Raw genomic sequence first — 19,262 nt, forward strand, 5'->3', positions numbered from 1 at the left:
ATGGGTAGCGCAACTCCTGCTACGCAACGCCCCCCGGACCGGGTACCGGCCGGTATCACCGTTAGGGTTTCGGTCCCTGCCACCTCGGCGAATCTCGGCCCCGGTTTCGATGCCGCCGGTCTGGCGGTACAACTGTTCGACGAAGTTGAGATCATCTCGACTGAGGCCGGGTACTGCGTGGAGATCACCGGCTATGGCCAGGACTACTTGCCCACCGATTCCCGGCACTTGATAATCTCTACCATCCGTGAGTTGCTGGCCTCGATCGGCTGGACAGTACCCGGGTTGAAGGTCCGGGCGATCAATCGCATCCCGCATTCTCGTGGGCTCGGCTCGTCAGCAGCCGCTCACGTGGCGGCTGTTCTCGGGGCGCAGGGGCTTCTGCCCCGACACGCCCAGCGTACCCACGACGAGCTGTTGCAGTGGGCCGCGGAGCTAGAAGGCCACCCTGACAACGTGGCTCCGGCCCTGTTTGGTGGGCTGACCCTGTCCTGGTCAACCCATGCCCAGTTCCATACTGCTCGGTTCGAACCGGCCCCAGAATTGACTCCCGTGGTGGCCATTCCGGACAAACCGGTGGCCACTGCCACGGCTCGCGAACTTCTTCCTGAGGCCGTGCCTCACGCTGAAGCGGCTGCAAATGCTGCCAGCGCCGCGCTGTTAGCTCCAGCGATCACGACCGACCCCAGTCTGCTCTATGTCGCCACACGCGATTACCTGCACCAGGAATATCGATTCGCGGCAATGCCACATACCCTTAACGTGGTCCGTGTGATGCGCGCCCACGGCTTCGCTGCGGTCGTATCTGGTGCCGGTCCGACCGTGATGGTGTTGACTGCCTGCCCGGAGGAAGCCCGACGAGCTTACGCGGCGCTGGAAGAGACGGTAGCGCCCCAGCGTCGACACTGGGATCTCCACATTCTGGCAGTAAATCTCGAAGGTGCTAAACTGGAGATAGTCCGCCCGTGATGGGTTGCCGTGACACGACAGTCTGTGTCGACGGATTGCGTAGCCCATGACACAATACGGTTCGCGGATTTCTCCTCAACCGAGGGCTCTTTGTTCAGTGCATGAAAACGGCCGAACGAGTCATGTCATGGTCACTGTGCAATACCACTGCGATGGCATTCGCCGTGGCGACTGTCCTGCGTGCGGAGCACGTGCACAGAATGGCTACGACGCGGTCGCTAGACAAGAGTCCTGGCTGTCGGTGTAATCCAGAATTGAAGATGTCTGGGCACCGAGCATATTGAGGCGCTAAAGGCTCATAGACCAACGCAAAAAAGATGCGGACGAACACACAGTTCCCGCCTGACGAGGGAGAAGGATTACCTTCGTGACCGAAACCATCGATACCCAATCCCAGCAAGACTCCAACACTGCTGGGAACGCTAACGGTTTAGCTTCTCTGAAATTGGCCCAACTCCAGGCTCTCGCTTCCCAATTAGGCATCACGGGCGGCTCCCGGATGCGCAAGGCCGCTCTGGTCGAAGCGATCTCTGAGCACCAACGTGGGGGAGTGGCTGCTCCGAGCACTCAGCCACGTTCCAAGGACGACCAGACCGAACAGTCCGGCGACCAGACGCAGGAATCACCGGAGAAGGGCTCGTCCGAGGGCGCCGAGGGGCCCGCACAGCATGAGGACTCGGAGCACGCGGAGAACAAAGACTCACAACGCCGGCCGAGACGCTCACGGTCCCGGCGCGCTAACGCAACAGCGGGTGACCCTACCCACGGTGACACCTCTTCCGAGGAGCCCTCGACAGATCAGTCCGATGCGTCGGAGCAGTCCGACGAGTCTGACCAGTCAGGCCGGCGCGAGCGCACACACCGTCGCGGGAACAATCGCGATGACGACGAGAAGCGTCAGGACCGCAAAGACGGCGACGACCGCGATTCCTCCGAGGACGACGGCGAAGACCGGGACCGGAAGAAGGGCCAGCGTCACCAGCGTGAGGACCGGGACCAGAGCTCGGACCAGGATGACAACAACGGTGATGATTCTCAGAACAATCGCCAACGTCGTTCTCGGAACCGGGACCGCAATAACCGCAATAAGCGCAAGAACAACAATGATCGTCGCCAGCAAAACCGCGATGAGCAGCAAGACGTGCGTGACGATGAGGTCTTGCTTCCCATTGCCGGTATCTTGGACGTTCTCGACAACTACGCCTTCGTCAGGACCTCGGGATATTTGCCGGGCCCGAAGGACATCTATGTCTCGCTGTCGTTTGTGAAGAAATACGGCTTGCGCAAAGGTGACGCTGTACGCGGTGCGATTCGCCAGCCCGGCCAGGATAACGACCAGCAGCACCACGGCGGTGGTCGTGGCGGACGGGGTAAGCACAAGAACCGTCAGAAGTTCAATGCACTGGTCAGGATCGACTACGTGAATGGTCAGCCCGCCGTGGAGAACCCGGAGCGCGTTGAGTTCAACAAGCTCGTTCCGCTGTACCCGAACGAGCGGTTGCGGCTGGAGACCGATCCGAAGAAGATCGGCCCGCGTATCGTAGACCTGGTAGCTCCGATCGGTAAGGGCCAGCGCGGTTTGATTGTGTCTCCGCCCAAGGCCGGCAAGACTGTGATGCTGCAATCGATTGCCAACGCCATTAAGGAAAACAATCCCGATGTGAAGCTGATGATGGTGCTGGTGGATGAACGTCCCGAAGAAGTTACCGACATGGAACGCTCGATTGATGGCGAAGTCATCGCCTCGACCTTCGATCGTCCTGCCGACGACCACACCACCGTCGCTGAATTAGCGATCGAACGGGCCAAGCGCATGGTGGAGCTGGGCAAAGACGTGGTGGTGCTGTTGGACTCGATGACTCGTCTGGGTCGCGCCTACAACCTGGCCACCCCGGCATCCGGACGCATCCTGTCCGGTGGTGTGGACTCAGCTGCGCTTTACCCGCCGAAGAAGTTCTTCGGGGCTGCCCGCAATATTGAAAACGGTGGTTCGCTGACCATTTTGGCCACTGCCCTGGTAGAAACCGGCTCGCGGATGGACGAAGTGATCTTCGAAGAATTCAAGGGCACCGGCAATATGGAACTGCGTCTCTCGCGCGAGCTGTCTGAGCGCCGGATCTTCCCGGCTGTGGATGTCAGTGCTTCGGGTACTCGCCGCGAAGAGAACCTCCTCTCGCCGGAAGAGATCAAGATTATGTGGAAGCTACGCCGCGTGCTGTCTGGTTTGGAAACCCAGCAGGCGCTCGAGTTGCTCACCAATAAGATCAAAGAAACAGGGTCCAACGCAGAGTTCCTCATGTTGGTCTCTAAGACTACTCTGGGCGGCAAGTCCGACTCTTAGCGATTTTTTCAAGCCACCGCCCGCACAGCGCAGTGAACCGACTGACCTTTTCGGTTGTGTGCTGTCGGCGGTGGCTTGAGTGTGTCCCTGCCCGTCCACAGTCATCTGTTCAACAGAAAGTTCATCATGTTTGAATCCGTGCAGCACCTGCTGGAAGAACACCAAGAGGTCACCGAGGCCCTGGCAGACCCGGATGTGCACTCCGACCCTGGGAAATCCCGGAAGCTGGGCCGGCGATATGCCGAACTTAACGGAATTGTGGGCGCTTATCGCACCTGGTCGACGTTGCAAGACGATCTCTGCGATGCTCAAGAACTGGCAGCGGAGGACGAAGACTTTGCCGCTGAGGTCCCGATCTTACAAGAGCAGGTCGATACCGCGGCCGAACGTCTGCGCCGACTGCTGATCCCGCGTGACCCCGATGACGCCCGTGACGTGATTTTGGAGATTAAAGGCGGTGAAGGCGGTGAAGAAGCCGCACTGTTTGCGGCTGACCTGACCCGTATGTACATCAAGTACGCCGAACATAAGGGGTGGAAAACCGAGATCATCTCCGCGACCGAATCGGATCTCGGCGGGTATAAAGACGTTCACCTGGGGGTACGCGGTAACTCCAACGATCCAGCCGAAGGCGTCTTTGCACACCTGAAGTTTGAAGGCGGAGTCCACCGTGTGCAACGTGTGCCGGTCACCGAATCCCAGGGCCGGATTCACACCTCCGCTGCCGGTGTGCTGGTGTTCCCCGAGGTTGATGAGCCCGAAGAGATTGAGATCAACCAGAACGATCTGAAGATCGATGTGTATCGTTCCTCCGGTCCGGGTGGTCAGTCTGTGAATACCACAGATTCGGCCGTACGTATCACCCACCTGCCCACCGGCATCGTGGTCTCGATGCAAAACGAGAAGTCTCAAATCCAAAACCGTGAAGCTGCCATGCGCGTGTTGCGCTCCCGGCTGCTGGCCTACCAGCAAGAAGAACTGGCTGCGGCAGAAGCCGAGACCCGGGCTTCCCAGGTGCGAACTATGGACCGCTCGGAGCGGATTCGGACCTACAACTTCCCCGAGAACCGCATCGCCGATCACCGGACCGGTTATAAAGCCAATAACCTCGACAAGGTCCTCGAAGGTGATCTGGGGCCCGTCGTGCAGTCCTGCATCGATATGGATGAGGCCGAGCGACTTGAAGCGCTGGGCGAGCACGAAGGCTAGGATCCTGGTACATGTCGGACCAGCAGCATGACGGCTTTACGTTGCGTGAGACCCTGCACCACACACAGGCGTGCTTAGCTCAAGCTGGTATCGACCAAGCGGTAGCCGAAGCACGCTTGTTGCTCGCGCACGTCTTAGGGCTTGAACTCTCAGACGTAGCCAAGGCCAGCTTGCTGGGAGATCGGATCACCGGCGAGCAGTACCAACGACTCACGAGCTTGGTCGATCGCAGGATCCAGCGTGTGCCCCTGCAACACCTCACCGGGGCTCAGAGCTTTTACGGAGTCAGCCTGCGGGTGGGGCCGGGTGTATTTATCCCGCGTCCGGAAACCGAGGCGCTGGTGGAGCTGGCCCAGCAACTGCTGACCACACGCGACGGGGATTTAACCGTGCTGGATTTGTGTAGCGGATCGGGCGCGATCGCGGTGGCCCTGGAACATCACTGGAACCAACAGACTCCGCAGCACAGGGAGCATTCGACGCACAAGCTGCAGGTGATCGCCGTGGAAAAGGACCCGGTGGCTGTTCGGTATTTGCAGACCAACACCCACGCCACGAACATCACCACCGTGTGCGCTGATGCCACGGATGTCAACGCCCTGCTCATCGCGCACCCCGGGCTTCGCGAATGGATCGGCCACGTCGATCTGGTGGTAGCTAACCCGCCATATGTGCCCGAAGCCCACGCGGTCGTCCAGCCCGAAGCCGCAGCCGATCCACCGATCGCCCTCTACGGGGGCAACGCCGATGGCACTGCCATTCCGCTGGCCGTGGCCACAACAGCAGCTCAGTTTCTGGCCCCCGGCGGTTGGTTGGTGATGGAACACGACGCATCACACGCAGACCGCCTCCGGCAGTTGGCCTCCGAGCAAGGGATGTGGCAGACGGTAACAACCCTGTCCGACTACAACGACCGCCCCCGATTCCTCAAAGCCCACCGGGTCGATTCCAAGACTCACCCGTGCAGCGACCGGGGGCGACAGAAATAATGCGAGAATAGCAACGTGAGTACTCGATACGACGCCCAAGATCCGGCACAACGCTCAGCAGGCATTGCCGATGCGGTGGAGGCCATCAGAGACCGCCAATGCATCGTGCTACCGACCGATACCGTCTACGGCATTGGAGCTGACGCATTCTCGGCTCAAGCGGTCGCGGTCCTGCTCGCTGCCAAGGGACGATCGCGGGCCACCCCGCCCCCGGTGCTCATGGCACATCCCCGCGTATTGGATGCATTGGCTGATGACATTCCGAACCAGGCTCGTGCGCTGGCCGATGCTTTCTGGCCCGGAGCACTCACCCTGATACTGAACGCTCAACCCTCGCTAACCTGGGATCTGGGCGAAACCCACGGTACCGTGGGACTGCGCGTTCCGGACGACGAGCTAGCTCGCGATATTTTAGAACAAACCGGCCCGATGGCCGTGTCATCAGCTAATCGCCATGGCCAGCCCGCCGCCACCTCAGCGATTATGGCCCAAGAAGCGCTCGGGGAATCCGTTGCGGTCTACCTCGATGGGGGAGATCGCCAAACCCAAGCGCCCTCGACCATTGTGGACTGCACCATGAGCCCCCTGCGCCTGATCCGGGCTGGCGCCATTAGCATTGACACGTTGCGTGAGGTGGTGGAGGACCTCCTCGATGTGGGTGAGAGCGCACCTGATGCCCCTGACGATACAACGCAAGGCTAATGCGCTGAGAATCCATGAAGGTCTATTTACTGCTACTTCTCGTCACGGCGGCGCTCAGCTTCGTGTTGACCCCACTCGTCCGGCTGATCGGCATTAAAGTCCGGGCGTACACTCCCGCGCGGAAACGTGATATGCACCGCGATCCCATTCCGAAACTCGGCGGTGTCGCCATGGCTGTGGCGGTGATCATTACGCTAGGTGTAGCTGGAACTATCCCTTTCCTCGATGCCATCTTCGCCGATCCGGCCCCCGTGCGCGGTGTGTTACTGGCGATTCTTGTGATTGTGATGTTTGGTGTCGCTGACGACCTGTGGGACCTGCACTGGTCGCTGAAACTGCTCGGTCAAATCCTGGCCGGGCTGTCCCTGGGACTGAACAGCATCAAAGTTGAGGCCATGCCGGTGGGCTGGATTCACGTCGAGAGCGAAGGCCTGCAAATCGCCCTCACTGTCTTCGCGGTGGTCCTGACCGTTAACGCCTTCAACTTCGTCGATGGTCTCGACGGCTTGGCGGCCGGGGTCGCGCTGATTGGTGGCTCCGTTTTTTTCATCTATAGCTACGTACTGACTCGCACGATCAACGCCTATGACTATTCCAACCTCGCCACCTTGTTGATGGCCGTCTTGTTAGGTGCCTGTGTTGGGTTCCTTCCCTTTAATTTCAATCCCGCCCGCATCTTCATGGGAGAGGTCGGCGCCCAACTCATCGGATTGCTGATGGCTGCCGCCGCGGTGGCCGTCACCGCCGATGTGGGAGCGCTGGAAGGCTTTCGGTTCCGCAACGTACCTGCCTACATGCCTATCATGTTGCCACTGGCCGTACTGGTGCTACCGTTGCTCGATCTGCTCATGGCCGTGGTACGTCGCACCGCCCGACGCAGTAGTCCTTTCTCCGCAGACCGCGGCCATATCCACCACAAGCTGGTCGATGGTGGTTACACCCATCGCCAAGCCGTGCTGTTGCTGTATTTGTGGACCTTCGTGGTCGCCTACGGCACGGTGTCTCTGACCTTTTTCGAGCCCTGGATCGTTATGCTGATTACTAGCCTGGCCCTGGCGGTCACGATGTGGTTGACATTTCGGCCCTGGATCTTGCGCCGCGCCTACTATCGTCGGTTGAATCAAATACGACAAGCCCACCGAGCCCAACACCAACGGGAGCAACACCACGATGCAACAGACCACCGTCCGTCGACGTAACCGCTTGGTCAATCGCCACGGTTGGTGGGGAATCTTCTTTCATGCCAGCTGGGTCACGTTGCTCGCTGTCCTCGGAGCCGGGGTGCTGTTTGGCGGTCTGGATGGCATCTACGGGTGGTGGTCGGCCATCCTGGCCGGGCTGATTGTCTGGGTGCTGTCTGCCGTGAGCGTCGTGGTGATTGCGGTGGTGTGGCAAAATCATCGCGATCTGGCCATTCCTCTGGCCATGGGTGCCTTCGTCGTCAAGATCATTGTCTGCGCGATCCTGCTCAGCGTGGTGCCGACTCCCGATTGGTTGGTGGCCACGCCCGCGGCCTTGACGGCCCTGGGCGCCATCCTGGTCTGGCAAATTACCGAAGTGCTGGTCTTTACGCGCACCCGAGAGCAGATCTACCACGACTGACGCGCCAGCTTTGACGAGCTCGGCTCACTGGGTCTGGCCCACCGGTTTCTGCTGACATCATGGCGCTCGGTGGCCTGCCTGCCGCGCACCATCAGGTATGAGATGAACCACATGCAGTGGGTGAGGGCCATCGCATGAGTGATGCCACGTCAGCACCGCCCGGCGCCGAGGTGCCTCCAGTCCTTTTGGGCGAGACCATGGGGGAGAAGTAGAACACTCGACCGTGGTCCCGGAAGTGATGACCAAGGCCGAACCGTTGAGCGGGGGTTGCTAAGTCGGGAAAAATCTGGGTTGATTCCCCGACCAGGTGTCCGTAACCCCACTCTCATTTGATAGGCTGTTCTACGGACTGCAACGGGGTAGCCGTTGCGATGACTGTGTCAGCGTCACCACACCGTCTTCATCACACCTTGGCTTGTGGTGATCTATGAGGAGAGGATTCGCGTGCTTCCACTCGTGCTTGCTACTTCCACTGTCGGAAGTGAATTTGTGCCTCCCACGATTGAGGATACGCACCTCCCGGAAATTATTCCGTGGATGGCCGAATACGGGACCGGCTTCGGCAAGCAGATGCTGATGATTCTCCTCTCGATTGTGCTGATCTGGGCCTTCTTCGGTCTGGCCATGCGCAAGCCCACCATTGTTCCGGGCAAGGCACAGTTCCTGGCCGAATCCGGTTATTCCTTCGTTCGCAACGGTATCGCGCGCGACATTATTGGCGAGAAGCACTTTAAGTCCTGGGTGCCGTTCCTTTTTGCGATCTTCTTCTTTGTTCTCTTCAATAACCTCTTTGGAGCGATCCCCTTCCTGCAGTTACCCAGCTTCTCTCACGCGGGTGCTGCCTATGCCTTGGCGTTGATCGTCTACGTCACCTGGATTGCGACCGGTGTGCGTCGCCACGGCCTCCCATACTTCAAGCTGGCTGTCGTCCCGGCCGGAGTTCCCGGCTGGATTCTTCCGGCCCTGGTCCCGCTGGAGATCATCTCCAACTTCATTGTCCGTCCGCTGACTCACTCGCTACGTCTGATGGCCGTGATGCTGTCGGGTCACATGATTGTGATGCTGGCCGGTTCCGGTGCTGAATATCTCATCACCGAAACTGGAAACCTCGCCCTGCAGGCTACCGGCGTGCTGGTCATCGTCGGTTCGGTGGCTCTGTACTTCCTAGAATTGCTGATGATGGTCTTGCAGGCATTCGTCTTTACCTTGCTGACCGCGATTTACGTCCAAGGTGCCATCGACGCGAACGAACACTAGCTTGCGGTATACCGTATGCACAGTGTACGGCGTGCCGAAAGGAAAATAACCCCATAGGTTTATCGTCCATCCGGGCGATCAGGTGAGAGAAACACCTTTCAAAAACTTCCTGGTACCGGTCAATCATCGGAGCCTGCCGGGAACCCTCACAACCTGCCGACAAAGGCATCTTGAAAGGAACACAATGGAACTGCATGGTTCATTGAACATGATTGGCTACGGTCTGGCCGCTATCGGCTCCGCCATTGGTGTGGGTCTGATCTTCGCCGCTTACATCAACGGCGTTGCCCGCCAGCCCGAATCTCAGCGTATCCTGCAGCCGATCGCGCTGCTGGGCTTCGCTCTGGCTGAAGCCCTTGCGATTCTGGCACTGGTCTTCGCCTTCGTGATCGGCGCGTAGCCGTCAAACCATCCCGACCGGTCGCGAGTCAACCGGTCACTAATGTCAAGAACGTACACCAAAGGATGGTTTTCACATGAACGGTATGAATGTGATCATCGCGGCGGCTGAAGGTGCAAACCCGCTAATTCCCAACTGGTGGGAAGTCATCGTCACCTCAGCCGGCTTCTTGGTGCTGATGTTCGTCGTCGTCAAGTTCATCGCTCCGGCGCTGGAGTCCTCCTACACTAAGCGAGTTGATGAAATTGAAGGCGGTCTGGAACGGGCCGAGAAAGCTCAAGCTGAAGCCAACGCCATGATGGCTGACTATCAGCAGCAGCTCCAGGATGCTCGGGCCGAAGCACATCAGATCCGGGAAGACGCCCGTGAAGAAGCAGCACAGATTGTTTCGGAATCCCGCACCCGTGCCAGCGAAGAGGCAGCACGGATTAACGAACAAGCATCAGTACAGATTGCTGCCGAGCGTCAACAGGCTGTGACGTCGTTGCGCGCCGAGGTCGGTACTCTGGCAACCAGCCTGGCCTCCAAGATTGTCGGCGAGGCCCTGGACGATGATGCACGCTCGCAGCGGGTTGTCGACAGGTTCCTGGAGGACCTGGAGAACAACGAAGCTGCCCAAGGATCGACCACGAGTGCAGGTGCAACTGAGTGATGTCTCTAGCATCGAGTGATTCATTGGCCAATATCAGTCCCGAGCTAGAGAGTTTTCTCACCAGCAACGGACTGGACACCGCCCGCGAGCTGTTTGCCGCGCTTCGGGTGATTGATCAGCAGGGAGCGCTGCGGCGTAGCCTGGCTGACCCTACCGCAGAATCCACCAAACGACAGGGCCTCGTGGAGCGTATCTTCAGCGATCACGTCGGCGCGAACGCGTTAGGTGTGCTGCGATTGCTGGTCGGACAGCGCTGGTCGAAAGAACGCGAACTCGGCGATGCAATCGAGACCGCAGCGGCACAAGCCTCGGCTACCTCCGCCGAAGGCGAGGGCCTTGCCGGACTGCAACAGCTCACCGAACAGCTGTTGGGTTTCGACCAGCTGATTCAAGAATCCCACGAGGTGCAGTGGGCTTTGTCGGATCAGCAGGCACCAGCCAGTGCACGTGGCGATCTTGCCGTGAAACTGGTGGGTGTCAACGCCCGGGAAGAGACCAAAGCCTTGGTCCGCCAAGCGGTAGAAGCTCCTCGCGGTGCCAAGCCAGCTGCGGTGGTTCGTCACTTCGCTAACGTAGTGGCAACCCGGCAACGTCGATGGATCGCCGATGTCACGGTGGCAAAACCACTACAGCAGTCTCAGCAGGATCGTCTCGCGCGGGGTCTGTCCGCAGCCTTTGGCCGCGAGCTGACTCTCAACGTTGAGGTTGATCCACAGCTGGTCGGTGGTATTCGTGTTCAGGTTGGCGATGAGGTCGTGGACTCCTCGATCTCGGCGCGACTGAACGATCTCAAGACAAAAATGGCCGGCTGAGACCGGCACTCGACAAGATTGACAACCTGAGGTTGCCGCTAGCAGAGCAACCAGAGATGAAGAGAGCAGGGACTGCAGATGGCCGACTTGACCATCAACGCTGATGACGTCCGCAATGCCCTCAGCGAGTTCGCTGAGTCGTATGAACCTTCCGACACCGAGCGTGTTGAAGTCGGCTACGTCATTTCAGCTGCTGACGGAATTGCCCGCGTGGAGGGCTTGCCCTCCGCGATGGCCAACGAGCTACTACGTTTTGAAAACGGTGTGATGGGCCTGGCCCAGAACCTGGACCCCCGCGAAATCGGTGCGGTGGTGCTGGGTGAATTCCAGGGCATTGAAGAAGGTATGGAAGTACGTCGGACCGGCGAGGTGCTCTCGGTTCCCGTCGGCGACAACTTCCTCGGTCGTGTGGTGGACCCGCTGGGTAACGCGATCGATAACCTCGGTGAGATCACCGCGGAGACCACTCGTCCGCTGGAAGCTCAGGCTCCCGGTGTGACCGAGCGTAAATCGGTGGAAGAGCCCCTTCAGACCGGTATGAAAGCTATTGACGCGATGATCCCGATTGGCCGTGGCCAGCGTCAGCTGATCATTGGCGACCGTCAGACCGGTAAGACCGCGATTGCCGTGGACACCATCCTGAACCAGAAGGCCAACTGGGAGTCTGGTGACCCCACCAAACAGGTCCGTTGCATCTACGTAGCCGTGGGCCAGAAGGCCTCCACCATTGCCTCGGTTCGCCAGACCCTTGAAGAGCACGGCGCACTGGAATACACCACGATCGTGGCCTCCCCGGCATCCGACCCGGCAGGTATTAAGTACCTGGCCCCATACGCCGGTTCCGCTATTGGTCAGCACTGGATGTACAACGGCAAGCACGTGCTGATTATCTTTGATGACCTCACCAAGCAGGCCGATGCTTACCGTGCGGTCTCGTTGCTGTTGCGTCGTCCTCCGGGACGTGAAGCGTACCCCGGTGACGTGTTCTACTTGCACTCCCGGTTGCTGGAACGTTGTGCCAAGGTCTCCGATGAACTTGGTGGCGGGTCCATGACCGGCCTGCCGATTGTGGAAACTAAAGCGAACGACGTTTCCGCGTTCATTCCGACCAACGTCATCTCCATTACCGACGGCCAGATCTTCTTGCAGTCTGATCTGTTCAACGCTAACCAGCGTCCAGCTGTTGATGTGGGCATCTCGGTGTCGCGCGTGGGTGGTTCCGCTCAGACCAAGGCACTGAAGAAGGTCTCGGGCACCTTGAAACTGGACTTGGCTCAGTATCGCGACATGGAAGCTTTTTCGATGTTCGCTTCCGACCTGGACCCGGCAACCCGTCGCCAGCTGGCCCGTGGCGCCCGCCTGATGGAGTTGCTCAAGCAGCCGCAGTACACTCCCTACCCGGTGGAGGACCAGGTTGTTTCGATCTGGGCCGGCTCGCAGGGCCACTTGGACGAGGTGCCGGTCGAGGACGTGTCGCGCTTTGAGCGTGAGTTCATCGATCACATGCGTCGCCAGACCTCAGTTCCCGCACAGATCGCCGAAACCGGCAAGCTGTCCGACGAGATTGTCGATACGCTGAAGACCGAGGTGGAGAGCTTCAAAAAGAACTTCCTCGCTCAGGGCAACGACTCCCAGGTGCAGCCGGGTCACGAGGAACACGAGGCCATGGCCGATGAGAGCATCTCGCAGGAAAAGATCGTCAAGCAGAAGCGCTGAACAGCTAGCTAGTCACCTGGTCTGATCCAGACCCTCCTGCTAGTTAGCCAGAAAGGACAAGCATGTCAGCATCTGACATTCGGGTGTATCGCCAAAAGATCGCCTCGACAGGTTCCATGCGCAAAATCTTCAACGCGATGGAGCTGATCGCTACCTCGCGTATTGGTAAAGCGCGTGAGCGCGTGGCTGCTTCGACTCCGTACGCTAATGCCATTACTCGTGCGGTATCTGCGGTGAGCTCTCAGCAGGACATCGATCACGTGCTGACCTCCGAGGTGGAAAATCCCACCCGGTCGGCAGTACTGATCATGGCCGCTGACCGCGGTATGGCCGGTGCTTATTCGGCCAACGTACTACGGCACGCCGAGGAACTGCTAGAGCGGTTGAAGTCCGAGAACAAAGAAGCCGATCTTTACCTGATCGGCCGAAAGGCTCAGGCCTACTTCGATTTCCGTCGTCGCGAATACAAAAAGCTCTGGACCGGTAACACCGACAACCCAGAATTTTCCACCGCCAAAGAGGTGGGCGAAACTCTCGTTGATGCCTTCCTGACCGATACCGATCAAGGTGGTGTTGACGAGATCCACGTCGTGTTCACCGAGTTCAGGTCGCTGGTCTCCCAGGTCCCGACGGTCGTGCGGTTGTTGCCGCTGGAAGTTGTGGAAGAAGAGGTCACCGAAGAAACTGAGCTGTTGCCACTGTACGAGTACGAGCCCGATCCTGAGCAGGTGTTGGACGCGTTGTTGCCCAAGTACATCGAGTCTCGCATTTTTTCGGCCATGCTCCAGGCTTCGGCTTCCGAGCTGGCGTCGCGTCAGCGGGCTATGAAGTCGGCTGGTGACAACGCCACGGATTTGATCCGCGAGTACACGTTGGAAATGAACAATGCACGCCAGGCTTCCATTACTCAGGAACTCACCGAGCTGATCGCCGGTGCAGACGCTCTGGGCTAAGTTCGAACCCGAAAAACCTAAACTCCATCCACCAGTGAAGTGAGAGAAATGACTGCCACCATTAATGACACTGCAACAGGCCAGCAGGCCGGCGCGGTGGGGCGCGTTGCTCGAGTAACCGGTCCGGTGATCGATGCTGAATTCCCAGCTGACGCTATGCCGGAGATCTACAACGCCCTCACCGCCGAGATTACGATTGACGGCAAGACCCAAACTGTGACCTTCGAAGTTGCCCAGCACCTAGGTGAGAACCTGGTGCGCGCTATTTCGATGCAGTCCACGGACGGTCTGGTTCGTGGCGCCGAGGTGAAGGACACCGGAGCTGCGATCTCGGTTCCGGTTGGCGACGTCGTCAAAGGACATATCTTCAACGTGCTCGGCGAGTCGCTGGATGTGCCGGCCTCCGAACTTCAGGTAACCGAGCGCTGGCCGATCCACCGCCAAGCTCCGCCGATTGCAGACCTTGAGGGTTCGACCGAAATGCTGGAAACCGGCATTAAGGTCATTGACCTGCTGACCCCCTATATCAAGGGTGGAAAGATTGGCCTGTTCGGCGGTGCCGGTGTGGGTAAGACCGTGCTGATCCAGGAAATGATTACCCGTGTGGCGCGCAACTTCGGTGGTACCTCGGTGTTCGCCGGTGTGGGTGAGCGTACACGTGAGGGTAACGATCTCTGGGTTGAAATGGACGAGGCCGACGTGCTCAAAGATACCGCTCTGGTCTTCGGCCAGATGGATGAGCCACCGGGAACCCGTCTGCGCGTGGCCTTGACCGGTCTGACGATGGCAGAGTACTTCCGCGATGTGCAGAAGCAGGACGTGCTGTTGTTCATCGACAACATCTTCCGTTTCTCCCAGGCTGGTTCCGAGGTCTCCACGTTGCTGGGTCGTATGCCCTCTGCGGTGGGTTACCAGCCGAACCTGGCAGATGAAATGGGTGTGCTGCAGGAGCGGATTACCTCCACCCGCGGTCACTCCATTACCTCGATGCAGGCGGTCTACGTTCCCGCAGACGACTACACCGACCCGGCTCCCGCTAACGTGTTCGCCCACCTGGATGCGACCACCAACTTGACTCGTGATCTGGCCTCCCGTGGTCTGTACCCGGCGGTGGACCCGCTGGCCTCGACCTCACGTATTCTGGACCCGCAGTATGTCGGTCAGGATCACTACGAGGTTGCCAACCGCGTGAAGCAGATTCTGCAGAAGAACAAGGAACTGCAGGACATCATCGCGATTCTAGGTATCGACGAGTTGTCTGAAGAAGATCGCGTCACCGTGATGCGTGCGCGGAAGATCGAGCAGTTCCTGTCGCAGAACACCTACACGGCGAAGCAGTTCACCGGTGTTGACGGTTCCACCGTGGCCATCAAGGACACCATCGAAGGCTTCAAGGCGATCTGCGATGGCGACCTGGACCACATCGCTGAACAGGCCTTCTATAACGTCGGTGGCTTGGACGATGTGGAACGTGAGTGGGCCAAGATTCAGAAGGAAAACTAATCCATGGCTGACGAGAATATTCTCAACGTCGAAATCGTCGCTGAGGACCACCAGGTGTGGTCGGGGCAGGCACGGTCTGTCTCGGCTCGCACCATTGACGGTGAGGTCGGGATCCTTCCCGGCCACACCCCGATGCTGGCGGTGCTGGGTGATGGTGAAGTCGTTGTGGAGACCGCCGACGGGTCTGCAGTGGTGGCAGAGGCATCCGGGGGGTTCTTCTCTGTTCACGAAAATCGCGTCACCTTGGCTGCCACGCAGGCGCGCCTGCACGAGTCACAACCGAGTGCCTAACTCCACAACGCAGAAGAACATTCAGCTCAGTGAGGTGCCTTGGCCGATAGCGTAGGGACGATCGGGCTGGTGCTGGCCTGGGTTTTCGCCCTGGTGATAGCAATCAGCCTGGTGTTATTAGGGATCATCGCCTGGCGGCGACGAACCCTGCTGAAAACACCCGGTACCTTCCCGGCCAAGGCGCTCACTGCCGTTGGGGGCGAGAAGCTGGCGACGGCCCGAGGCGTGGTGGTCTCGTACCATGAGTCCAGCGTGGAAGTACTGGCGGTGTGGTCCATCTCGCCCCTACCGTATTTTATTTTTCGGTGGCTCGCCACGTCTTGGAACTACACCGTGACACCAGTGACCACCGCACCGGTTCAGATGTTCGCCTGGAACTACTGGACCTAGACTCTGGAGCCCGGATAACGCTGGCGCTCTCGGCTGATCACTGCGCTGAGCTGACGACCTGGCACGAATCCGGGCCAGCTGTTGGAATCGGTCACTGGCGTGAGGCCCCCGAGCGCGTCCAGCGTCGCAGGTATTTCTAAACATACCTTGTCCGTCCCGAGCCTGTGGCCGGCGTTGGGCACGCTTTAGAGCCGACACGCGGCAGCGGTCAGCTCTGCGTCCGGAATCCCTCCGGCCCGTCTGAGGCGTTGAAGCTGTTCGGGAACATCGCAGGCTCCCGAGGCCAACGTGTTGCGCCCGGCGACGGTCGCAAGATTGCGGTGGGGATCGCGGGAAAGCATAATCGGCCCCATATGATAGCCCGTTGTTTCCGCGAGGGTGTGACCACCAGCGGGAAAGGTTGCCGCTGAGGCATCTGAAACCAATGTGATGGCATCAGCAAACAGTTCAAAGCACCATTGCACGGCGCGCGGATGAACGTGATGGGTATCGGCGATGAGTTCCACGATGGCCTCCCCGCCGGTCGCGAGCCGATAGATAGCCGGCAGAAGACCGGGGTCGCGATGGTGGAACCTCGGCATCGCGTTGAACAGGTGCGTGATACGCACCGGTGCGTGCAGCTTGTCTGTGATCCGCTCACAAGCGGTCACAAACTCCCGCTCCGAACAGGCCGTGTGCCCAAGACTCGGCGAAATTCCCATGGCCAGCAGACGGTCGATCACTTCTTGGGCGCCGGGAAGCTCGGGAGCAATTGTCATGACGGTCACCGGCCGGTGAGCACGCTGCTGAATCACCTCGAGCTGATTCAGCAGTTCGCGGGCCTCGGGCTGGTCACCGGTCAATAGCAACGCCGACGGATGCGCTCCGGCTGCTGCAGGGCTGAGAAAAGGTCCTTCGAGATGAAGACCGGCTAGCTGTTGACGGTCAACCAGGGGGGAGAGCTGGACTACCCGGCGGAGCAGTGCCTGCGGGGCCATGGTGGGTAATGTTGCGATGATATGCCGGGTTCCGCGGTCGTTCAGGTGTTGGATGCAGTCCAGAACGCGCTCGAGCGGAGAGGTCGCAAAATCCACGCCCGCAAAGCCGTGAATATGGCCGTCAGCCACTCCGTGCCGAGCTGATTCGTGCTGAGAGGTGGCGTTAGAAAAGGCGGGATTCGGCATCGTCGACGCCTCGCATTGCGTCGTAGTCGAGAGTGACACAGCGGAAGCCACGGTCTTCGGCCAGCACCCGAGCCTGCGGTTTGATCAGTTGGGCAGCAAAGACGCCTTCGACCGGGGCCAAGAGTGGGTCACGGTTGAGTAGCTCCACATACCGGGTAAGTTGTTCCACACCGTCTATATCTCCCCGGCGTTTCAGCTCCACGGCCACGGTGGTTCCGTGGGGGGATTTCGCGACAATATCGATCGGTCCAATGGCTGTCATATACTCGCGCCGGACCAGTGTGTGTCCCGGGCCTAAGGTGTCGATCTGTTCGGCCAGCAGGCGTTGCAAATCGGCCTCGACCCCGTCTTTTTCCAAGCCCGGGTCGTGGCCTAATTCGTAGGTGTGGTCATCGAGGACCTCGTAGAGGTGGATCAGGAGCCGGTCGTCGGACTTAGTTGACTGCACCGTCCAGATCTGTTGGATGCCTTCTTCTCGTTGCGTGTTGTTGACCGGGGTCGGGCGGAGTGTTGCTGGGGGAGACATCCAATTGAGCGGTTTATAGCTTCCCCCGTCAGAATGGACGAGGACGGAACCGTCGGCTTTGAGCATCAGCACACGTTTAGCCCGGGGCAGATAGGCACGGAGCCGACCCTGGTAGATCACGGAGCATTCGGCAATTACTAAGCGCACGCAGGCCAGTGTACCGCGGGGCCACCACCTGCACGAGTCGGCAGAGCGGGCGGCGCTGGGCGCGCACGGGTGAATATGACACAATGGGCATCGTGCCCCGCAGAAACCGCCCGCGCCAGTCTCAGCGCCACAAGTCTGGCCGGGGTGTCAAGCGTACCAAGCAACACGGGCATCGCCCAGAGTGGGGAATGAAAGGGCTGGACCCCAATTATCGGCTGGAACACAGTGCCAGCGGGGACTGGCATGTGCGCGAGATTCCGTCGTGGCGGGCCGTGAAGACTTATACCTGCCCGGGATGTCTCCGCCGGATTCCGACCGGTCAAGCCCACGTGGTGGCCTGGCGGGCGGATTGGATTATGGGCGATGAACAGGCCGGGGAATACCGTCGGCACTGGCACCGAGCGTGTTGGACAAATCGTCGCCAGGATCTCGGACTTTAGTGCGCATCTTGCCGAGGGATGAGCACCTCTTTGATCAGCGTCATGATCGCTGCGGCAATCGGAATGGCCATCAGCGCGCCCAGCACGCCCAGCAATGAGCCTCCGGCGATCACGGCAATCACCGCAACCGAGGACGGGATGGAAACCGCCCGTCGCATCACTCTCGGTGAGACCAGGTAGGCCTCGACCTGTAGATAGATGAAGTAGATGATGGCGAAGATCAAAGCTGATTGCCAGCCGGTCAGCAACGCCAGCAGAGTAATCACGGTGCCACCGATCACCGCCCCGACCAGAGGGATGAACGCCATGAACCCGGCGAAGGTGGCCAACAAGGCCGAAAAGGGAAGCCCGGCAATGCTCACCGCGGTGAAGGCGACAATACCGTTCAAGGTGGCCACAACCGTTTGACCGATCACGTAATTGCCGACGGACCGGGTGATTTTTTCCGATAGTTCCTCGGTACGACGACGCCGGCTGTAGGGGACCAAGCGGTGGGCCCAGAACTTAATCGAGGGCAGGGAAACCAAAAAATACAGCGTGAGAACGATCACAATCAGCACCGAGAAACCCGTGTTGATGATCGCGGTACCGACCCCGAAGAGGCCACCGGCGAGTCGAGTGACATTATCGGTGTTACTGACAAAACGATTCAGTTCGGTGAACGCGGTACTCCTCAGATCAAATTGGTCATCCAATCGTTGGAAGATGTCCGATTCTAAGAAGTCGGTGACCAGCTGAGGGATCTGCTGGATGAAATCAGCAGTTTGGGTGACCACGGTGGGGATCAGAATCCACATCAGCAGGGCAAAGACCGCCAAAAGTAACACCACCGCGATCAACACACCCACCGAGCGGGGTGCGCCCCAGTGGACGATCTTGCGCACCACCGGGTCCAGGCCCAGGGTGATGAACAATGCGGCCAGAATCCACACCACCAGTTGCCAGTTATTGGACAGGACCCAGTACAGCGCTAAGGCGATGCCGACCCCGATGGTCACCATGAAACCGGTCTGGATGGGACGGGCGCTATAGGTGGGTAAGGCCTCGGTCTCGGTCTCGGTGGGAGTAGAGCCTGACTCCGGTTGCGATGTAGCGGGAGGATCATCCACCGTAAATCGTGGTCGGGGTGGCCGTGACGGCAATCGATCGCGCACGGATCGAACGCCGGATTTCAGGCGGCCGAGCAGCCCGGGGCGCTGG

At 59.4% G+C, this 19,262-nt stretch carries 20 protein-coding genes; 17 read left to right on the forward strand and 3 right to left on the reverse strand.

The window, feature by feature from the left end:
* From thrB to DCC25_RS01025, 16 genes are all read left to right on the forward strand, one after another.
* Window positions 1-969, forward strand: coding sequence for a homoserine kinase (gene thrB / locus DCC25_RS00950; RefSeq protein WP_110098657.1), 969 nt, complete (start codon window positions 1-3; stop codon window positions 967-969).
* Window positions 970-1,336: 367 nt separating this feature from the next.
* Complete coding sequence (rho, locus tag DCC25_RS00955) at window positions 1,337-3,310, forward strand: transcription termination factor Rho (RefSeq protein ID WP_110100288.1); 1,974 nt, start codon at window positions 1,337-1,339, stop codon at window positions 3,308-3,310.
* A 126-nt stretch (window positions 3,311-3,436) separates the two neighbouring features.
* Complete coding sequence (gene prfA, locus DCC25_RS00960) at window positions 3,437-4,519, forward strand: peptide chain release factor 1 (RefSeq protein WP_110098659.1); 1,083 nt, start codon at window positions 3,437-3,439, stop codon at window positions 4,517-4,519.
* 11 nt (window positions 4,520-4,530) lie between these two features.
* Window positions 4,531-5,508, forward strand: a complete 978-nt coding sequence (gene prmC / locus DCC25_RS00965; RefSeq protein WP_110098660.1) for a peptide chain release factor N(5)-glutamine methyltransferase — start codon at window positions 4,531-4,533, stop codon at window positions 5,506-5,508.
* Between the two features lie 15 nt (window positions 5,509-5,523).
* Window positions 5,524-6,210 carry an L-threonylcarbamoyladenylate synthase gene (locus tag DCC25_RS00970; RefSeq protein WP_110098661.1) on the forward strand — a complete coding sequence of 229 codons (687 nt, stop codon included), beginning with the start codon at window positions 5,524-5,526 and terminating at the stop codon, window positions 6,208-6,210.
* Window positions 6,211-6,224: 14 nt separating this feature from the next.
* Window positions 6,225-7,409, forward strand: a complete 1,185-nt coding sequence (locus DCC25_RS00975) for an MraY family glycosyltransferase (protein ID WP_110098662.1) — start codon at window positions 6,225-6,227, stop codon at window positions 7,407-7,409.
* Window positions 7,381-7,812: a hypothetical protein gene (locus tag DCC25_RS00980; RefSeq protein WP_110098663.1), complete on the forward strand. Its 432-nt coding sequence runs from the start codon at window positions 7,381-7,383 to the stop codon at window positions 7,810-7,812. Before DCC25_RS00975 ends, DCC25_RS00980 begins: the two co-directional genes overlap by 29 nt.
* A 444-nt stretch (window positions 7,813-8,256) precedes the next feature.
* Complete coding sequence (atpB, locus tag DCC25_RS00985) at window positions 8,257-9,069, forward strand: F0F1 ATP synthase subunit A (protein ID WP_110098664.1); 813 nt, start codon at window positions 8,257-8,259, stop codon at window positions 9,067-9,069.
* A gap of 184 nt (window positions 9,070-9,253) precedes the next feature.
* On the forward strand, window positions 9,254-9,469 hold the full coding sequence (locus DCC25_RS00990; RefSeq protein WP_110098665.1) for a F0F1 ATP synthase subunit C: 216 nt from the start codon (window positions 9,254-9,256) through the stop codon (window positions 9,467-9,469).
* A 76-nt stretch (window positions 9,470-9,545) separates the two neighbouring features.
* Window positions 9,546-10,121 carry a F0F1 ATP synthase subunit B gene (locus DCC25_RS00995; RefSeq protein ID WP_110098666.1) on the forward strand — a complete coding sequence of 192 codons (576 nt, stop codon included), beginning with the start codon at window positions 9,546-9,548 and terminating at the stop codon, window positions 10,119-10,121.
* Entirely contained in the window at window positions 10,121-10,933 is an 813-nt protein-coding gene (locus DCC25_RS01000; protein WP_110098667.1) for a F0F1 ATP synthase subunit delta, read from the forward strand. Before DCC25_RS00995 ends, DCC25_RS01000 begins: the two co-directional genes overlap by 1 nt.
* 78 nt (window positions 10,934-11,011) lie before the next feature.
* Window positions 11,012-12,649, forward strand: coding sequence for a F0F1 ATP synthase subunit alpha (gene atpA / locus DCC25_RS01005; protein ID WP_110100289.1), 1,638 nt, complete (start codon window positions 11,012-11,014; stop codon window positions 12,647-12,649).
* A gap of 62 nt (window positions 12,650-12,711) precedes the next feature.
* On the forward strand, window positions 12,712-13,602 hold the full coding sequence (locus DCC25_RS01010; RefSeq protein ID WP_110098669.1) for a F0F1 ATP synthase subunit gamma: 891 nt from the start codon (window positions 12,712-12,714) through the stop codon (window positions 13,600-13,602).
* A 48-nt stretch (window positions 13,603-13,650) separates the two neighbouring features.
* Window positions 13,651-15,105 (forward strand): F0F1 ATP synthase subunit beta, encoded by a 1,455-nt coding sequence (atpD, locus tag DCC25_RS01015; RefSeq protein WP_110100290.1) that lies wholly within the window; start codon window positions 13,651-13,653, stop codon window positions 15,103-15,105.
* 3 nt (window positions 15,106-15,108) lie between these two features.
* Entirely contained in the window at window positions 15,109-15,396 is a 288-nt protein-coding gene (locus DCC25_RS01020) for a F0F1 ATP synthase subunit epsilon (protein WP_110098671.1), read from the forward strand.
* 39 nt (window positions 15,397-15,435) lie between these two features.
* On the forward strand, window positions 15,436-15,786 hold the full coding sequence (locus DCC25_RS01025; RefSeq protein WP_110100291.1) for a hypothetical protein: 351 nt from the start codon (window positions 15,436-15,438) through the stop codon (window positions 15,784-15,786).
* Between the two features lie 185 nt (window positions 15,787-15,971).
* On the opposite strand, the gene DCC25_RS01030 is transcribed toward DCC25_RS01025, so the two are convergent.
* Both DCC25_RS01030 and nucS read right to left on the reverse strand, forming a co-directional pair.
* Window positions 15,972-16,949, reverse strand: a complete 978-nt coding sequence (locus tag DCC25_RS01030; RefSeq protein ID WP_110100292.1) for a hypothetical protein — start codon at window positions 16,947-16,949, stop codon at window positions 15,972-15,974.
* On the reverse strand, window positions 16,927-17,622 hold the full coding sequence (gene nucS, locus DCC25_RS01035; RefSeq protein WP_110100293.1) for an endonuclease NucS: 696 nt from the start codon (window positions 17,620-17,622) through the stop codon (window positions 16,927-16,929). The genes DCC25_RS01030 and nucS overlap by 23 nt, the downstream gene beginning before the upstream one ends.
* Before the next feature lie 92 nt (window positions 17,623-17,714).
* Here nucS and DCC25_RS01040 point away from each other — a divergent pair, with 92 nt between their 5' ends.
* Window positions 17,715-18,062, forward strand: a complete 348-nt coding sequence (locus tag DCC25_RS01040; RefSeq protein WP_110100405.1) for a hypothetical protein — start codon at window positions 17,715-17,717, stop codon at window positions 18,060-18,062.
* Here the strand turns inward: DCC25_RS01040 and DCC25_RS01045 are convergent.
* A complete protein-coding gene (locus tag DCC25_RS01045) occupies window positions 18,059-19,171 on the reverse strand; it encodes an AI-2E family transporter (protein ID WP_233487814.1) in 1,113 nt (370 codons plus the stop codon). The two genes, DCC25_RS01040 and DCC25_RS01045, sit on opposite strands and share 4 nt — an antisense overlap.
* Between the last annotated feature and the right edge of the window lie 91 nt (window positions 19,172-19,262).

Origin of the sequence: Auritidibacter sp. NML120636, from assembly GCF_003185945.1 — a bacterium.
Taxonomy (GTDB): Bacteria; Actinomycetota; Actinomycetes; order Actinomycetales; family Micrococcaceae; genus Auritidibacter; species Auritidibacter ignavus.

What these genes read in the sequence shown, in the direction of transcription:
- DCC25_RS01030 (WP_110100292.1), bottom strand. Translation starts at nt 16,949, where the DNA reads ATGCCGAATCCCGCCTTTTCTAACGCCACCTCTCAGCACGAATCAGCT.
- DCC25_RS01020 (WP_110098671.1), top strand. Translation starts at nt 15,109, where the DNA reads ATGGCTGACGAGAATATTCTCAACGTCGAAATCGTCGCTGAGGACCAC.
- DCC25_RS01010 (WP_110098669.1), top strand. Translation starts at nt 12,712, where the DNA reads ATGTCAGCATCTGACATTCGGGTGTATCGCCAAAAGATCGCCTCGACA.
- DCC25_RS01000 (WP_110098667.1), top strand. Translation starts at nt 10,121, where the DNA reads ATGTCTCTAGCATCGAGTGATTCATTGGCCAATATCAGTCCCGAGCTA.
- DCC25_RS00980 (WP_110098663.1), top strand. Translation starts at nt 7,381, where the DNA reads ATGCAACAGACCACCGTCCGTCGACGTAACCGCTTGGTCAATCGCCAC.
- atpA (WP_110100289.1), top strand. Translation starts at nt 11,012, where the DNA reads ATGGCCGACTTGACCATCAACGCTGATGACGTCCGCAATGCCCTCAGC.
- DCC25_RS00995 (WP_110098666.1), top strand. Translation starts at nt 9,546, where the DNA reads ATGAACGGTATGAATGTGATCATCGCGGCGGCTGAAGGTGCAAACCCG.
- prmC (WP_110098660.1), top strand. Translation starts at nt 4,531, where the DNA reads ATGTCGGACCAGCAGCATGACGGCTTTACGTTGCGTGAGACCCTGCAC.
- DCC25_RS00990 (WP_110098665.1), top strand. Translation starts at nt 9,254, where the DNA reads ATGGAACTGCATGGTTCATTGAACATGATTGGCTACGGTCTGGCCGCT.
- prfA (WP_110098659.1), top strand. Translation starts at nt 3,437, where the DNA reads ATGTTTGAATCCGTGCAGCACCTGCTGGAAGAACACCAAGAGGTCACC.
- atpD (WP_110100290.1), top strand. Translation starts at nt 13,651, where the DNA reads ATGACTGCCACCATTAATGACACTGCAACAGGCCAGCAGGCCGGCGCG.
- thrB (WP_110098657.1), top strand. Translation starts at nt 1, where the DNA reads ATGGGTAGCGCAACTCCTGCTACGCAACGCCCCCCGGACCGGGTACCG.
- DCC25_RS00975 (WP_110098662.1), top strand. Translation starts at nt 6,225, where the DNA reads ATGAAGGTCTATTTACTGCTACTTCTCGTCACGGCGGCGCTCAGCTTC.